Here is a 16,884-nt window from a genome sequence, read left to right on the forward strand (position 1 = left end):
AATATATAAATGTTAGGATTGTATGACGGTTTTATTTAATATTTGGATATAAAGAGGAATAGCTTCTTCAATTTCATTTCGGTAAATATATTCATCTGCAGTATGAGATCTCAGCGAATTACCTGGACCCATTTTTAAAGATTGACAATATAAAACAGATTGATCTGAAAGGGTAGGAGAGCCATAGGTTTCTCGTCCTAATTCTATTCCGGCTAAAACTAAAGGATGATCTATAGGAATAGAGGAAGATTTCTGTCTTAGGGAGCGTGGTGTAATGATTATTTTATCAGAAGATAAATTATCCTGAATAATAGAATATACTTCCTCATTGGTATAACAGTCATTGACTCTAATGTCTACGACTATTCTACATTCATTTGGAACCAAATTATGTTGTTTTCCTGCTTCAATCTGTGAAACAGTCATTTTCATAGGTCCTAAAACATCAGATATCTTCTCAAAAGAGAAATTTTTAAACCAGTTAATCACCTGTAAAGAGTTATATATTGGATTGTCTGTGTTATTATGAGCTGCATGGCTCGCAGTTCCTTTTACAAGGATATCTAATACCAGTAAGCCTTTTTCAGCAATAGCCAGCTGCATAAGGGTAGGTTCTCCTATTATAGCACAATCTAAGTGAGGTAAGTGCGAAACCACACTGTTTAAACCGTTTTTTCCACTATTTTCTTCTTCAGCTGAAGCAACCATAATTAAATTATATTTTAAATCTTTCCTGGAATAAAAATAAGTGAAAACAGCCAAAAGAGATACTAAACACCCTCCCGCATCATTAGATCCCAAACCATAGATTTTTCCATCTTTTTCTATAGCTTCGAAAGGATTGTGGATATACCCTTTATTGGGAAAAACAGTATCTTGGTGAGAGTTTAAAAGCAAGTTGGGTTTAGATTCATCAAAAAATTGATTGTATGCCCATATATTGTTATTTTCTCTTTTAAAAGGTATATTATGGTGGGTAAACCAGGATTCTATTATTAAAGCTGTATGAGACTCTTCTCCTGAAAAAGAAGGAGTCTCAATTAATTTTTTTAATAAATCAATAGACTCTAAAGTGAGTTTTTGTATTATTTCCATAAGACTTTGTTATAATGAAATATGTGTATGAAGCATAAGGGGATTTATAATGATATCCGGATTGGCAATAATTATATTTTTGACCCCCTGTTTCAGAGCTTTAAAACAATTATCCAGTTTAGGTATCATTCCTGAGTGTATAATGTTTTCATTTTTCAAATATTGATAAGTATTGTAATTAAGTTCTTCAATAATACTATCCTCATCCTCCATATTTTGTAATACCCCTTTTTTTTCAAAACAATATATTAAATTAATATTATATATCGAAGAAAGACCTACCGCTAAAGATTGAGCAATCGTATCTGCATTAGTATTTAGCAACTGACCTTTTTTGTCATGGGTTAAAGCGCAGAATACAGGAGTTGTTCCAGTGTCTATGATTGCCTGAATCCATTTTGCATTAACCTCGACAACATCTCCAACATATCCATAATTGATGGTAGTGTGTTCTCTTTTTTTCGATAATATACTGTTCCCGTCAGCTCCTGTTAATCCTATTGCCTGAATATTGAAATTTTGTAACTGTGCTACAATTTTTTTGTTGCATAATCCTGCATAAGTCATTATAGCAACATCTAACATTTCTTCATTTGTAATACGTTTACCTTCAATCATAATTGTTTCTACGCCTAATTTTCCTGCTAGTCTTGTAGCTGCTTTCCCTCCACCGTGAACTAAAATTTTCAAGCCTTTATATTGAGAGAAATTTTTTAAAAAAGTAGAAAGGGTCTCAGAATTATCTATTACATTTCCTCCTATTTTTATTATGGTGAGAGTATCTTTTTCCATTTTTTAAATTATATACAAAAATAGTTTAGATTTATTCTTTATACATTAAAAAGCTGATTTTTTTTTATATAAAATATTTTTATACTTCAAGAAAGTCTTTTTGTTTATTTGTAGGTTAAATATTTAAATTTATTAATAATTAAACAGTTTTCTGATAAATAAATAAATAAAAAAGACCGAATTATTTTTCGGTCTTTTTGAGTATTTATTTTTTAAATTCTTCCAGTATTTTGGTAATAATAACTTGAGCGGAATAAATTCGGTTATTTGCTTCAGGAATAACAATCGAGGAATCCCCATCTAAAATTTCGTCAGTAACAATTACATTTCTACGTACAGGCAGACAATGCATAAATTTTGCATTTCGGGTTAAATTCATTTGTTTTTTTCCAACCGTCCAATTAGAATCCTGATTAGTTATTTTACCATAGTCTATATAATTACTCCAGTTTTTAGCATAAATGAAGTCTGCATTTTTAAATGCTTCTTCCTGGTTATATTCTATTTTTACACCTTCTGTAATTTTAGGATTCAGTTCGTAACTTTCTGGATGAGTGATGATAAAGTCTACATCCATTTTTTTCATCATTTTAACGAATGAATTGGGGACGGACTGGGGAAGCGCTTTGGGATGAGGTGCCCAGCTTAATACTACTTTAGGTCGATCAGATTTTTTGTATTCTTCAATAGTAAGAGCATCTGCTAATGCTTGTAAGGGATGTTCGGTAGCTCCTTCCAGACTAATTACCGGGACAGAAGCATATTTAACAAATGAAGAAATCACAGTTTCTGCCTCATCTTTTTCTTTATTTTTTAAAGTTGGGAAACTTCTAATTGCAATAATATCGCAATATTGAGAAATAACAGGCGCAGCTTCTTTAATATGTTCAGAGGCAGAACCATTCATAATAACCCCATCTTCAAATTCTAATGTCCATCCTTCTGTATTTAAATTCATTACCATACATCTCATGCCTAGGTTTTGTGCTGCTTTTTGAGTACTCAACCGAGTTCTGAGACTAGAGTTGAAAAATATTAATCCTATAGTTTTATCTTTTCCTAACTGCTTGTTAGCTAAAGGGTTTAATTTAATTTCTTTTGCTGCCTGCAAAATTTCATTTAAGTTGCTTATATCATCAACAGAAGTATATTTTTTCATTTTTCTGGTTTTATTCCAAACAGGATTTTAAATTTTCAAAAAGTATATCGATTTCATTTTGCGTTATACTCAAAGGAGGAAGAACTCTAAGTAAGTTTTTATTATTAGAATTTCCTGTAAAAATTTTCTTTTCGTAAATCAATTTTTTTCTCAATTCAGCTACTTCAAAATCAAATTCAAGTCCCAACATTAATCCTCTACCTTTGATTTTTTTAATTTGCGGAAGTGATTTAAATTTTTTCATGAAATAAGATGATTGTCGTTTTACATTATCCAAAATATTTTCGTTTTTAAAAACTTCTAAAACAGCAAGTGCAGCTGCGCAGGCAAGATGATTACCCCCAAAAGTAGTTCCCAACAAGCCATAGGAAGGTTTAAACTCAGGTGATATTAAAATCCCTCCTATAGGAAATCCATTTCCCATTCCTTTTGCTAAAGAAATAATATCAGCCTTTATCCCATGATGCTGATGGGCAAAGAATTTACCGGAGCGTCCATATCCGCACTGTATTTCATCAAGGATTAAAACAACTCCACTTTCTTTACAAACCTTTTCCAGTTCTTTAAAAAATTCTGTATTTCCTTCATCCAGACCACCTACTCCTTGTATCGTTTCAATAATAACCGAAGAAATATCTCCTTTTGCAATTTCTTTTTTTACAGCGTTTATGTCATTTAAATCACAGAATATAACTTTTTGTTGAGCATTGAGTGGAGCTACAATTTTAGGATTATCCGTAACGGCAACTGCTGCTGAAGTTCTACCATGAAAACTATTTTTGAAAGCAATAACTTTAGATTTTCCATTGTGGAAAGAAGCCAGTTTTAAGGCATTTTCATTGGCTTCTGCACCTGAATTACATAGGAATAAAGTATAATCGGGATATTCTGAGATTTTAGGTAATAAGTTTGCTAATTTTTCCTGTAGAGGATTGATAATAGAGTTGGAGTAAAACCCTATTTTATTTACCTGTTCAGTTATATGTTTTACGTAAATGGGATGAGAGTGTCCTATGGAAATAACTCCATGTCCTCCGTAGAAATCAAGATAAGCATTTCCGTTTTCGTCCCATACGGTAGCACCTGAAGCTTTTTCCGGAGCTATATTATAAAGAGGATATACGTTGAATAAACTCATTTTTTTAATATTTTGTATTTAAAATCCATTTTTCGATCATTTTCGGGAATAAAATTTTTCCAATCATTCCATATTTGGAATCGTTAAATGGATTTTTTTGATTTTATTTTTTGTTTCATTACTCTGATTTCGGGCTCATAATAATTAGAATGTACAAAATATATATTATTATTGTTAGTATAAATAAATAAATGCTATATGATTATCTAACCTAACTATATAGAAGTCTTTTTCTTTCTTTTCATAATAAGATTACGTAAGAAAAGTAATACAGAATAAAGATAATATTTTTTTATATGCTTCTATCGACATTAATTAATAGTTTAATTCTTTGCGATTTTACTAATTTTATTATAAGAAGCTAAAAGTCCTTTTATAATAGAAGAACTTAATCCTTGATGTTCCATTTCATTTAATCCTGCAATAGTACATCCTCCAGGAGTGGTAACCTTATCAATTTCCTGTTCTGGGTGGTTATTTCCTGATATAAGCAAACGAGCAGCACCTATACATGTATGAGTAATCATATCAACTGCTTCTTTAGGTTCTAACCCTAGTTCTATGGCTCCTTGGGTTTGAGCATGAATAAGCCTCATCCAGAAAGCTATTCCACTGGAACATATGACTGTTGCAGCTTGCATTTGTTCTTCAGGAACTTCTATAGAATATCCCAATTGATTAAAAATATTCTGGGCAAGGTTAATTTTTTCTTTTCCTTTTTTATTGCTACAAATGCAAGTCATGGATTGATTAACAGATATAGCGGTGTTGGGCATGGCTTGTATAATAGATAGATTATCTCCTATAATATCTTCAATTTTATGAATATTGAATCCTGCTACTACAGATATTAAGGTTTGTTCTTCTTTAAATAAATCTTTACAATCAAGTATAATTTCTTGCATATGAGCAGGTTGAATAGCAAAAATAACTATATCGGAATTTTTTACAGCTTCCCTGTTGTCAGAAGTAAGGAACACATTATCTAAAGTATCCAATTCTTGCAGGGTTTTTATATTTCTTTTAGTTATATACAATGTTTCGGTTATTTTGCTATTAATGATTCCTTTAGCTATAGCCAATCCTAAATTTCCGGCTCCAATAATTGCTATTTTCATATTACAGGTTTTTGGTTTTATTATATATTATATTGCATGCCTGGGGCATCATTTGGACGTTCTGAAAAATTATTTTTTAAATAAAAATTTTTTTTTCCTTTTGCACAAAAAAGTTGAATATCTGTGATTCCTTCTTTTAGAATTTCATTTGTTAAACGGTGCAAAATTTCAGTTCCTATTTTTTGTTTTTTAAAATTAGGAGAAATAATTAAGTCTACAATAAATGCATGTAATCTGCCATCAGAAATAATTCTTCCAAATCCTATAAGATTTTCATCATAATAAGCGGATAATATATACCAGCTTTTATTTATTGCTTGAAATAGTTCTTCTTTAGTTCTATTTTTATCATTCCATCCGGTAGTTTCATATAGAGAGAAAAATGAATTGATATCGGGTATTTTATTTGTGTATTCAATCTCCATATTGAGTAAATTATAATATTATGTTTTGATTTAAAAAGCCACAGGTTTTAATTGTAATCCTTCAGTTTCCTTAAATCCGAACAGTAAATTCATATTTTGTACTGCCTGTCCTGAGGCTCCTTTTGTCAAGTTGTCAATTACAGAAGTAATTAATAAAATATCTTTGTGCTTTTGTATTTCCAATAAACATTTATTTGTGTTAACTACTTGTTTGAGAGCGATAGGAGTATCGGAAACCATAGTAAAAGGATGATTTTTATAATACTCTTTGTACATGCTTTTAGCTTCTTCTACCGATAAATCGGATTTTAAGTAAACACCTGCCAGAATTCCTCGGGCAAAGTCTCCACGCATCGGAAGAAAATAAAGTTCATGTGAATTATTTCCTAATTGGTGGATGCTTTGTGAAATTTCAGCTTCATGTTGATGAGTAAATTCTTTGTAAAAGGAAGCATTATTATTTCTCCAGGTGAAATGGGTAGTTGCAGAGAGTGATTGCCCCGCTCCGGTGGAACCGGTTACAGCATGAATATGAATATCCTGATTTAGTTGATCTTTTTGTGCCAAAGGAAGTAAAGCCAGTTGTATAGCAGTGGCAAAGCATCCTGGATTTGCGATATTTTTAGCGGATTTTATTTTTTCTCTTTGTAACTCGGGTAATCCGTATACAAAATTTCTTTTTTGAAAAGTATGATGAGGGTGCAGTCGGAAATCATTGCTTAGATCAATAATTTTTGTATTTTCTGAGTAAAGATTATTTCCTAAAAATTCTCTGGATTTACCATGACCTAAACATAGAAAAACAACATCTGAATTCGGATCTGTTTTGTCTGTGAAAACTAAATCGGTTTCTCCCAGAAGATCATCATGTACTTTGATAACAGGGTTCCCTGCATTGGAAGTGCTGAATACAGAGGTTATTTTTACTTGAGAATGATGTATAAGAATCCGTAATAATTCTCCGGCCGTATAACCAGCCCCTCCAACAATACTTACTTTTATTTTACTCATTTTTTTCTATATCCTTTAGTTATTATCTTCAAAACTATGATAGATTTTCAACTGGTTTCCAAATATTTTTATGAATCCTCTGGCATCTCTGCTATCCCAGGCTTCATTTTCTTCTCCATAAGTAGCTACCTTAGATTGCATCATATCATAAGGAGATTCTATTCCTATCAGATGAAAATGATAAGGGTTGAGTTGTATTTTCACTTTTCCGCTTACATGTTTTTGAGAAGATTCCAAGAAGGCTTCTATATCCCTCATCACCGGGTCTAAATATTGAGCTTCATGTAGTAAAGTCCCATACCAGTTTGCTAAAGAATCTTTATGTAATAACTGCCAACGGGAAAGGGTATGTTTTTCCAATAAGTGATGCGCTTTAATTATTATCATAGGAGCAGGAGCTTCAAAACCAACACGGCCTTTAATGCCTAAAATGGTATCTCCTACATGAATATCTCTTCCAATAGCATATTTTCCTCCGATTTCATTAAGTTTTTGAATTAATTGGACAGAATTCATTTTTTCTCCATTCAATCCAACAGGTTCACCTTTTAAAAATTCAATTTCAATTGTGGCGGGAGTTGTTTCGGAAATTTGTGTGGGATAGGCTTCTTCGGGTAAAGCCAAGTCGGAAGAAAGAGTTTCCACCCCTCCGACAGAAGTTCCCCAGATGCCCTTGTTAATAGAATATTTTGCTTTTTCCCAATTCATGTCTACTCCATTTTTTTGTAGATAATCAACTTCTTGTTGTCGAGATAATTTTTCATCTCTAATAGGAGTGATAATCTCTGAATTAGGTGAAATTACAGCGAAAGCTACATCGAAACGTATCTGGTCATTGCCTGCTCCGGTACTTCCATGAACTATATAGGGAGCATTTACGGATTTTGCATATTCTGCAATTGCTATAGACTGAAACATCCTTTCGGCACTAACAGATAAAGGATAGGTATTATTTTTTAATATATTACCATAGATTAAGAAACGTAGGCAATTTTTATAATATAGTTCTGTAATATCTAGAGTTTTGTGTTTTGAAGAGCCCAATTCATAGGCTCTGTTTTCAATTTGTGCAAGTTCTTCAGGAGTGAAACCACCTGAATTAACAATAACTGTATGAACTTTATATCCTTCTTTTGTTAAACGAACTAAACAATAGGAAGTATCTAATCCTCCACTATAAGCTAAAACGGCTGTTTTCATGGGTTTTATTTATTATCTTTATGAATGATTTCATTTTCTTTTTTATGTGGGGATAATAAAAAAGCTTGTTTTATTTTTTTCAACCGGGAAAGGACTTTTTTATCAAAAGTATATTTTTCTTCTTTTGAATTTTTTTGGGCTTTAGGATCAAAAAGCATTCCAGTACAAAGACACATTTTATTTTGTTTACTTTGTAATATTCCAAAATTAGTACAAGTTTTACATCCATTCCAAAAATCAGGATCGTCAGTCAATTCAGAAAAAGGAACAGGTTTATATCCTAATTCAGAATTGATTTTCATAACAGCTAATCCAGTGGTAATACCAAATATTTTAGCATTAGGAAATTTTTTTCTTGTATATTCAAACACAAATTTTTTAATTTTCTTTGCAAGGCCTAAGCTTCTATAATCTGGATGTACAATTAACCCGGAATGAACTACAAATTCCCCATTCTGCCATTTTTCGATATAACAAAATCCTGCGAATTTTTCACCATCGGTGGCTATAATCGCTTGTTTTTGATCCATTTTTTTCTGTATGTATTCAGGAGTTCTTTTGGCTATTCCAGTTCCTCTTACAATTGCAGACTGATATATGGTTTCGCAGATTTGTTCGGCGTATTTATAATGTCTTTGATCGGCAACAACAATGTTAATATTCATTCTTTTAACAATAAATTTAAAGTGAAATTTAAAAAATAGTTAAAGGTAAATTACTATTTATAGCAAAGGTAGCGGCTCTGAAAGATCAAAGCCTAACCTGCCTACAGAATTTTTCTGAGAAGGAAAGGGAATAAAAATTATTTGCAATTTTAATTAGAATATTGCTTGCAGATAATTTTAAAATTTTAAAATTTAATTTCAATTAATCGATATTTTTAAAATAGCAAAGTTAATAACTTTATCTGACACAAATGTATAATATATTTTATTATAAAAAAAAATAATTTTTATGAAATGAGTAAGGCTGAATTTTTTTGAAGAAAGTTAATCATCCATATCTAAATATAATAAAATATTTATATTTGTTATAATAAAAATAAGATTTAAAATAATATGAGTACAAAGGTAACTTTTTACATAGCTCGACATGGAAAAACGATTTTAAATACATTAGGGAAAGTTCAGGGGTGGAGTGATTCTCCTTTAACTCATGAAGGAGCTAAGGTTGCAAAATATTTAGGAGCAGGTTTATCTGATATTCAATTTTCTTCTGCCTATTGTAGTGACTTACGTAGAACACATGAAACTATTAATATTATTTTGGAACATCATAGACAAAAAAGTGTGAAGGTTGTAGAAAAAACTGAATTTAGAGAGGTATGTTTTGGAAGTTACGAGTCTGACCCTACTAATAATATGTGGAAAGATGCTGCTTTATATTTACAATATAAGAGTAGTAAAGATTTATTACGTGATGTTTTTGATGTGAAAAAAAATATTACTTATGAACAGGTGGCAAATGTTATAAAAAAATTGGATGAATTAGGTATGGCAGAAGGGTTTGATGAGGTGGAAAAAAGAACGCAAAAAGCCCTATTAGAAATTGCTAAAAAAGAAAGTAAGGGAAATGAAGAAAAAAATGTTCTTATTGTAGCTCATGGTATGTGCATAAAATTTATGTTACAAAATTTAGGAGGAAGAGATTTAGTTACAGATGATTTAGGTAATGCTTCTGTTTGTAAGGTTTTTTTTAAAGATGGTAAGTTTAAGGTTGAATCCATGGGAGATATGAGTTATGTTGAAAAAGGAAAGAAATTGATAAAAATGAAATAGAAATTTTAAATAATAAGCATATTAGTTGATTGTAATAATATGTTAATAAAGGATGATCTTTAAAAAAATTTATGAAAATCGGATATAGGTTTAAAATGATCAGAGAACAAAGGGTAGGACTTTTGTTTTTATTAGCCTTTATTATAGGAACAGAAATTTATATTCATAGAGATTCTTTATTTTCCGGAAAGGTAGAAAAGGACTCTTTACCTTTAAATATACAGAATATTATAAATTCTGAAAATCAAACAGATTCAAAGCCTATTCTTACAACTTACTTTAATCCGAATGCTTATTCAGAAGCAGATTGGCAACATATAGGTTTCTCTAAAAAACAAGCATCTATCATTATTAAATATAAAAATTTAGTAGGGGGACACTTTGTTTCTAAAGAACAACTTAAACAGTGCTTTGTAATTTCTGAGGAGAAATATAATGAATTAGCTCCTTTTATTCAGTTACCTGAAAAAATAACTGGGAATAAAACTGATCATTCAACTTTTACTCAATATACTTTAAAAAAATTTAATCCCAATAGTTTTATTCTTACGGATTGGAAAAATATTGGTTTTACACAAAAACAAGCTGAGGTTATCATAAAATATAAAGAACTTATAGGAGGAAAATTTATCTCTAAAGATCAATTAAAGAAATGTTTTGTGATTTCTGAAAGTAAATATAAAGAATTAGCCCCTTTTATTGAGCTTCCTGAAAATATCAATCAAAATAATCAAACATATACGAATACAACATATACACTTAGTCAATTTAATCCTAATCAATTCAATTCTTTAGATTGGCAAAAGATAGGTTTTACACAAAAACAGGCTGAAAGTATTTTAAAATATAAAAAAAGTATAGGAGGAATTTTTATTTCTAAAGATCAGATAAAAAAATGTTTTATCATTTCAGAAGAAAAATACAAAGAATTGGCTCCTTTTATTCAGTTACCTGAAAAAATTAATAAAAATGAACAAGAAAAATTTTCAATAGATGATAAAACAATTAAATATACTTTGAGCAAATTCAATCCTAATCTTTATTCTTCTGCTGATTGGCAAAAAATTGGTTTTTCTCAGAAACAGGCAGAGGTAATAATTAAATATAAGAATAAATTGGGAGGGAGGTTTACATCTAAACAACAGATAAAGCAATGTTTTGTAATATCAGAAAATAAATTTAATGAAATAGAACCTTACATACAGTTTTAACTTTCGCTCTTTAACCGTATGTATATTTTTAATTATAAATATAAAAATAGTCATTTAGTTCAATGCCTTCAGTTTATAAGGAATTATTATTACTGAAATTTAATTATACTTGTAACTTTAAAATAAAGAAAATAAAGATTATTATATTAATAGATAGTGTTTATTATTATATGAATTAAATAAAAATTACTTACTAAATAGGAATAAAAAAACTCTGCTTATTCTAGCAGAGTCTAAATAAATTGGTTTTATTTTTATTAAAGTAGAGTTTCTTTAATGATTTCTATTCCATAACCACTATTTAATGTAATGGTTTTCCCTGGAGTAGAAGAAAGTATATTAATTTTTTTAATTCCTAAATTTTTAATGATTTGAGCGCCAATCCCTAAATTTCTTTGATCGGAATTAATAAATAATTTATTGTTTTTTCCTGAAATATAATCTTTTATTTCAGATAAGTGATTTTCAATTATTTTATCTTTATTTGGGTTGTTAATAAATATAGCAGCTCCTTTTCCCTCCTTATTTATTTGTTGCATAGTTTTACTTAAAGTGTTTTCTTCTCCTAGAGCCAAGTTTTTAAATAAATCAGTATAAGTATTCAAAGCCTGAACTCTTACCGGTATTGTTTCCCCCTCTTTAAACACACCTTTTATTAAAGCAAAATGAATCTGATCGTTTGTTTTATCTTTATAAGATACTAACCTAAGTTTTCCATAATGAGTTTCTAATAAGGAATCATCAATTTTTTCAATTAAGGTATCATTTCTTAGACGATAAGCAATGAGATCTTCAATGGTAATTATCTTTAAATTAAATTTTTCTGCTACTTTTGCTAATTCTGGTAAACGCGCCATACTACCGTCTTCATTCATAATTTCTATAAGAACTCCTGTAGAAGGCAAGCTGGCTAAATTTAATAAATCTACTGCTGCTTCAGTATGTCCGTCTCGTTTTAAAACTCCTCCTTTTTTTGCAATTAAAGGGAATATATGTCCGGGACGTGCAAAATCTTTAGGTAACATATTTTCATCAGCTAATGCTTGTATAGTTTTAGCACGATCTGAAGCAGATATACCGGTAGTTACCCCATGCCCCAATAAATCTACAGAAACCGTAAAGGCTGTTTTTTTTGGATCAGTATTTTTTTCAACCATAAAATTCAAATCCAATTTTTCGGCTCTTTCATAAGTAAGAGGTACACATACAAGTCCTCTGCCATATTGGGTGATAAAATTTATAGTTTCGGCTGTCATGGTAGAGGCTGCTGCTATAAAATCCCCTTCATTTTCTCTGTTTTCGTCATCTACTACAATAATGACTTTTCCTTGTTTTAAATCTTCTAAAGCTTCAGGTATAGTATTTATTTTTACATCTGTTGTAATCATTGGTATCTACTATGTTCTATATTTTTTTTCTTTTTAAATTTACTGAAAAATTTTTTTACAGGACCTAAATATTTGTCTATATCAAACAATTCCGAATCTCGCATGGATTTAATTGTTAAAAAAATTCCTAATGGTAAAAAAATAGCGTTGGGTAACCAAGAAGCCCAATAAGCATTCAAAATTTGATTTTTTGCAAGGTTTTCCATATATAATCCGGAAACATAAAAAATAATGAAAATTATAACAGCTACTACTACAGGCATTCCTACTCCGCCTTTTCTTATAATTGACCCTAACGGGGCCCCAATAAGAAAAAAAACAATGCAGGTAATGGAATAAGAGACTATATTTTTATGTTGCCAGATAATCATTTTTGAGACAAATTTTCCTGTTGATTTTATTTCAGAAGACCTAGAACCCAAATCATCTTTATCTATTTTAATCTGATTAATCGCTGAGCGAACAAGTTGGAATTTGGTGTCGTCATTTAATTTATTCCAGTCGAAAGGTAATTTTTTATGAAATTTTTTATAGTCAATTGAATCCATTGGGTAGGTATCACCAAATAAAATTAGAACCCTGTTTCTTGATAGATCTTTATAGTAAACCACATTAGATTTTTTAATGGAATCTATATATTTATTTAGTTCCGAAAATGATTTATATCTAAAGTTATCACCTCCGGATTCTTTATCTAAAGCTTTTTTAATTAATTCAGAAATATCATAATACTGTGTTAAAGTATCAAATTTTACTTGAGTAGCTCCCTGTCTTTGTAATTCTTCTCTATTTTTTCCATTTATATTATTTTGATAAAGGTATCCATTGTATAATTCTAATTTTAAATAGTAATTATCTTTAGAAACAATATTTCCTTTTTCTGCAATAATAGTTAGTTGATCTTCACTAGAAGGGGCATTTTTATGAATAAATACTTGTTCCCATTCGCTATCATTTTTTCCTCTCTTTTTTTCAATTTTAATGCTAAAAGGTTCCATTTCCTTAATAAATCTTCCTTCCTCAAAATTTAGAGCAGGTCGTGTCTGATTAATATTTATTAACATATTTCTTGCTCGCCTTTGATTGTCCGGAAGGGTAGTATTGCAAAAATAAAATAACCCAATTGACATTATGACAACAAAACCGAAAAGTGGAAACATGATTCTAGGTAAAGATATTCCTGCAGATTTCATAGCTGCTAATTCGTATCTTTCTCCGAAACCTCCAAATGCCATAATAGATGAGAGGAGTATAGTTAAAGGAAGTACTAAACGTATAACATCTAATCCTAAATAATATAATAATTTAGTAATGTCCCATATATTTAAACCTTTTCCCAAAAATTTATCCATTTGAGTAAAGGCAAATTGAATGACAAAAATGAACATTAAAACACTAAAGATAAAAAGGAAAGGACCGAAAAAAGTGCGTATAATATACCAATCAAGTTTCTTTATCATTATCTTTTATAACTCTGTGAGTGTGTAATCTTTGTAATTATTTTTATCAAAGGTAAGTAAAGATTTATTAACAATTAAGTTTTCTTTAAAATCTATAATAGTTAATATAAGGGAACTTCCGTCTTTATAATTTTCAGTAACTTTTATTAAATTATTATTAGAGATTGCTAGGATAATAGATTTTGATTGCTTATTGTTAGTAGGAACTAACTTAATAATAGAACATTTTTTATTATTAATTGTAGAAGTTCCTTCAAAAGAAATGTCGAAATTTTTTTTGTAAAGATTTAAAATATTTGTAGGTGATAGACTTTCTCCATCTTCTTTATTAGAAGAAGTAATTTCCTTATCCTCTTTAGAAATGGTATATATTTTATTGCCATCGAATATTTGAGTAGTAGTAGGTAATATTAAATGATATTTAACACCTGCAGCATAAACTTGTCCTGTTTCTGTGATGCTTTTTTGTTTTGGAACAACATATAGATAATTAAATTTTATGTAAAATGTGGAATTTTTACTTAATCTTTCACTAACATTATCCAATAATTTTTTAGCATTAGCATCTATTTTTTGAGACCATGCTATTAATGAGAAGCTTATAAATATAAATACAAATAATTTTTTCATAATTTATTTTTTACTTTTATAAATTTTCCAATAACTGTTCCAAAGTATTTAAATCTGTTATTAAAACTTTTCTTGCTTTACTACCTTCAAAAGGTCCTACAATACCTGCTGCTTCAAGTTGATCCATAATTCTTCCGGCTCTGTTGTAACCCAAGGACATTTTTCTTTGAATCAGAGAAGTGGAACCTTGTTGTGCGGAAACTATGACCCGGGCAGCATCATTGAATAATTCATCTTTTTTAGAATCAAGGGCTTCACTTCCATTGCCGGATGTATTTTCTCCATAAAATTCAGGTAATAAATAAGCATCGGTATATCCTTGTTGGCTTCCTATGTATTCTGTTATTTTGTCTACTTCCGGAGTATCTACAAAAGCACATTGCATACGTATAAGTTCATTTCCGGTTGTAAATAACATATCTCCTTTACCTATCAATTGATCTGCTCCATTACCGTCCAAAATAGTTCGGGAATCTATTTTAGAGGTAACTCTAAAAGCAACTCTTGCAGGGAAATTAGCTTTGATCATACCTGTAATTACATTTACAGAAGGTCTTTGAGTAGCAATAATTAAATGAATTCCAATAGCTCGTGCTAATTGTGCTAAACGTGCAATCGGAAGTTCCACTTCTTTTCCTGCCGTCATAATTAAATCTGCAAACTCATCTATAACTAAAACAATATATGGGAGAAAACGATGACCTTTTTCAGGATTGAGTTTTCGTTCTTTAAATTTTTCATTGTATTCTTTAATTGTTCTTACATAAGCTGATTGTAACAATTTGTAACGATTATCCATTTCTACACAAAGGGAATTGAGTGTATTTATTACCTTGGTAGTGTCTGTTATGATAGCTTCTTCAGAATCTGGAAGTTTAGCAAGAAAATGACGTTCAATTTTATTATATAAAGTAAGTTCAACTTTTTTTGGGTCTACAAAAACAAATTTTAATTCACTAGGATGTTTTTTATAAAGTAAAGAAGTCACTATAGCGTTTAATCCAACTGATTTTCCTTGTCCGGTTGCCCCTGCCATTAATAAGTGAGGCATCTTAGCCAGGTCAGTGACAAAAGTTTCATTCGAAATAGTTTTACCAAATACAATAGGAAGCTCCATTTCTGTTTTCTGAAACTTTTGAGAGGCAATAACCGTTCTCATAGAAACCATCGTAGGGTTACTGTTGGGGACTTCAATACCAATAGTTCCTTTTCCAGGAATAGGCGCAATTATTCGGATACCTAGGGCAGCTAAACTTAAAGCTATATCATCTTCCAGATTTTTTATTTTGGAAATTCTAACTCCTGCTTCCGGAACAATTTCGTATAAAGTGACTGTAGGTCCTATAGTTGCTTTTATGCTAGAGATTCCAATTCCATAATTTGCTAGAGTTGTAACAATTTTATTTTTATTTTCTTCTAACTCCTCATTATTTATTGTTATAGGTTCTATGGAATTATATGCTTTCAATAGGTCCAGTGTAGGGTATTTATATCTAGCTAATTCTAATTTAGGGTCATAAGGTCCAAATTCTGTTACTATTTTTTCACTGATATTTTCCTCCTCATTTATATTTTCTATTGGAGTTTCTTCAATAGTCAAACTAACTTCATCTATTATTTCTTCATCAGCAGGTATATCGATCTCAAATTCTGTAGGAGATTGTATTGCCTCTACAGGTTTACTTTCCATAACTTTAGGCTCTAAGCTAGAAATTATAGGTATTTCTTCTTTATTTTCTTCTATATTTTTTGGGAGAGAATCTTTTACGGATTTAGATATTTGAGTTTCAGATTTTATTGTTTTAGGATCTTCAATTTTTTCGTAGATTATTTCTTCTTCAAAAGGTTCTTTTTCCTCCTCTTTCTCAGATACAGATATTTCTTTTTTTTGTTTTAGAGTATTAAATTTAGTTGATACAGCATCTACACTCAAATTAAACTCTAAGATAAAATAAATAGCTAAGGTCAAAAATAATAATATAGCCGTTCCTACAGTCCCTAGTAAAGTCTTTAGATAATCGTATACTTCAAACCCTATTAAACCGGAAAGCAGCCATTGGGTTCCAAAAATCATAGCTAGAAAAATAGGAATCCATATTATAAAAAAAATTCCATGAGATAAAAGTTTCCAGATTTTAAGAATTTCTTTTCCGAATAAAATTTTAATTGAAAGAATGAAAAGAAAGAAAGGGATAAAAAAAGCAATAATTCCAATTCCATTAAAAATAAATATTTCTCCTAAGTTAGCACCTATTTTTCCAATTAAATTTTCAGCCGTTATGTTTTTATTAAAAAAAGAGGTGAGTTGGCTTTGATCATCTTTCCATGAAAAATAAAAAGAGATAAAAGAAATAAGTAATATAATAGAAGAAACCAATAGCAGCAACCCTAAGATTGTTTTTATAAGAGATTTTTTTCGCTTTATTTCTTCATCATTAGAATTATTTTTCATCCTATACTGATAATTTTATTCTATACA

Annotated in this window: 15 protein-coding genes; 2 read left to right on the plus strand and 13 right to left on the minus strand. The window is 29.9% G+C overall.

From position 1 onward, the window contains the following. Nucleotides 1-12 precede the first annotated feature (12 nt). The 9 genes from C4S77_RS11345 to C4S77_RS11385 all read right to left on the minus strand — a co-directional run bounded on the left by C4S77_RS11345 (nucleotide 13) and on the right by C4S77_RS11385 (nucleotide 8,603). Nucleotides 13-1,095: a M20 family metallo-hydrolase gene (locus C4S77_RS11345; protein ID WP_105247643.1), complete on the minus strand. Its 1,083-nt coding sequence runs from the start codon at nucleotides 1,093-1,095 to the stop codon at nucleotides 13-15. 9 nt (nucleotides 1,096-1,104) lie between these two features. Further along, entirely contained in the window at nucleotides 1,105-1,887 is a 783-nt protein-coding gene (argB, locus tag C4S77_RS11350; protein WP_105247644.1) for an acetylglutamate kinase, read from the minus strand. A 205-nt stretch (nucleotides 1,888-2,092) separates the two neighbouring features. Next, nucleotides 2,093-3,046 carry an N-acetylornithine carbamoyltransferase gene (locus C4S77_RS11355; RefSeq protein WP_105247645.1) on the minus strand — a complete coding sequence of 318 codons (954 nt, stop codon included), beginning with the start codon at nucleotides 3,044-3,046 and terminating at the stop codon, nucleotides 2,093-2,095. A 10-nt stretch (nucleotides 3,047-3,056) separates the two neighbouring features. Beyond that, nucleotides 3,057-4,184 carry an aspartate aminotransferase family protein gene (locus tag C4S77_RS11360; protein ID WP_105247646.1) on the minus strand — a complete coding sequence of 376 codons (1,128 nt, stop codon included), beginning with the start codon at nucleotides 4,182-4,184 and terminating at the stop codon, nucleotides 3,057-3,059. Between the two features lie 323 nt (nucleotides 4,185-4,507). After that, nucleotides 4,508-5,302 carry a pyrroline-5-carboxylate reductase gene (proC, locus tag C4S77_RS11365; protein WP_105247647.1) on the minus strand — a complete coding sequence of 265 codons (795 nt, stop codon included), beginning with the start codon at nucleotides 5,300-5,302 and terminating at the stop codon, nucleotides 4,508-4,510. A 20-nt stretch (nucleotides 5,303-5,322) separates the two neighbouring features. Further along, nucleotides 5,323-5,727, minus strand: a complete 405-nt coding sequence (locus C4S77_RS11370) for a GNAT family N-acetyltransferase (RefSeq protein WP_105247648.1) — start codon at nucleotides 5,725-5,727, stop codon at nucleotides 5,323-5,325. Between the two features lie 30 nt (nucleotides 5,728-5,757). Continuing rightward, complete coding sequence (gene argC, locus C4S77_RS11375) at nucleotides 5,758-6,738, minus strand: N-acetyl-gamma-glutamyl-phosphate reductase (protein ID WP_105247649.1); 981 nt, start codon at nucleotides 6,736-6,738, stop codon at nucleotides 5,758-5,760. Between the two features lie 15 nt (nucleotides 6,739-6,753). Next, the gene (gene argG, locus C4S77_RS11380; RefSeq protein ID WP_105247650.1) at nucleotides 6,754-7,938 is read right to left on the minus strand and encodes an argininosuccinate synthase; all 1,185 of its coding nucleotides are present in this window, start codon (nucleotides 7,936-7,938) and stop codon (nucleotides 6,754-6,756) included. A 5-nt stretch (nucleotides 7,939-7,943) separates the two neighbouring features. Further along, the gene (locus tag C4S77_RS11385) at nucleotides 7,944-8,603 is read right to left on the minus strand and encodes a GNAT family N-acetyltransferase (RefSeq protein ID WP_105191590.1); all 660 of its coding nucleotides are present in this window, start codon (nucleotides 8,601-8,603) and stop codon (nucleotides 7,944-7,946) included. 393 nt (nucleotides 8,604-8,996) lie between these two features. Here C4S77_RS11385 and C4S77_RS11390 point away from each other — a divergent pair, with 393 nt between their 5' ends. Continuing rightward, nucleotides 8,997-9,716: a histidine phosphatase family protein gene (locus tag C4S77_RS11390; RefSeq protein WP_105247651.1), complete on the plus strand. Its 720-nt coding sequence runs from the start codon at nucleotides 8,997-8,999 to the stop codon at nucleotides 9,714-9,716. 95 nt (nucleotides 9,717-9,811) lie between these two features. Beyond that, entirely contained in the window at nucleotides 9,812-10,927 is a 1,116-nt protein-coding gene (locus C4S77_RS11395; protein WP_181042883.1) for a helix-hairpin-helix domain-containing protein, read from the plus strand. Between the two features lie 257 nt (nucleotides 10,928-11,184). Here the strand turns inward: C4S77_RS11395 and ribB are convergent, their stop codons facing one another. Genes ribB through C4S77_RS11415 form a run of 4 tightly spaced genes read right to left on the minus strand, consistent with a single transcriptional unit; the run spans nucleotide 11,185 to nucleotide 16,857 of the window. Beyond that, nucleotides 11,185-12,315, minus strand: a complete 1,131-nt coding sequence (gene ribB, locus C4S77_RS11400; RefSeq protein ID WP_105247653.1) for a 3,4-dihydroxy-2-butanone-4-phosphate synthase — start codon at nucleotides 12,313-12,315, stop codon at nucleotides 11,185-11,187. After that, complete coding sequence (locus C4S77_RS11405) at nucleotides 12,312-13,775, minus strand: LptF/LptG family permease (RefSeq protein ID WP_105247654.1); 1,464 nt, start codon at nucleotides 13,773-13,775, stop codon at nucleotides 12,312-12,314. Before C4S77_RS11405 ends, ribB begins: the two co-directional genes overlap by 4 nt. A gap of 6 nt (nucleotides 13,776-13,781) precedes the next feature. Further along, nucleotides 13,782-14,405 carry a LolA family protein gene (locus C4S77_RS11410; protein WP_105247655.1) on the minus strand — a complete coding sequence of 208 codons (624 nt, stop codon included), beginning with the start codon at nucleotides 14,403-14,405 and terminating at the stop codon, nucleotides 13,782-13,784. A gap of 16 nt (nucleotides 14,406-14,421) precedes the next feature. Further along, nucleotides 14,422-16,857, minus strand: coding sequence for an FtsK/SpoIIIE family DNA translocase (locus C4S77_RS11415; protein ID WP_105247656.1), 2,436 nt, complete (start codon nucleotides 16,855-16,857; stop codon nucleotides 14,422-14,424). Nucleotides 16,858-16,884: the final 27 nt, after the last annotated feature.

Origin of the sequence: Apibacter adventoris, assembly GCF_002964975.1 — a bacterium.
GTDB lineage: Bacteria > Bacteroidota > Bacteroidia > Flavobacteriales > Weeksellaceae > Apibacter > Apibacter adventoris.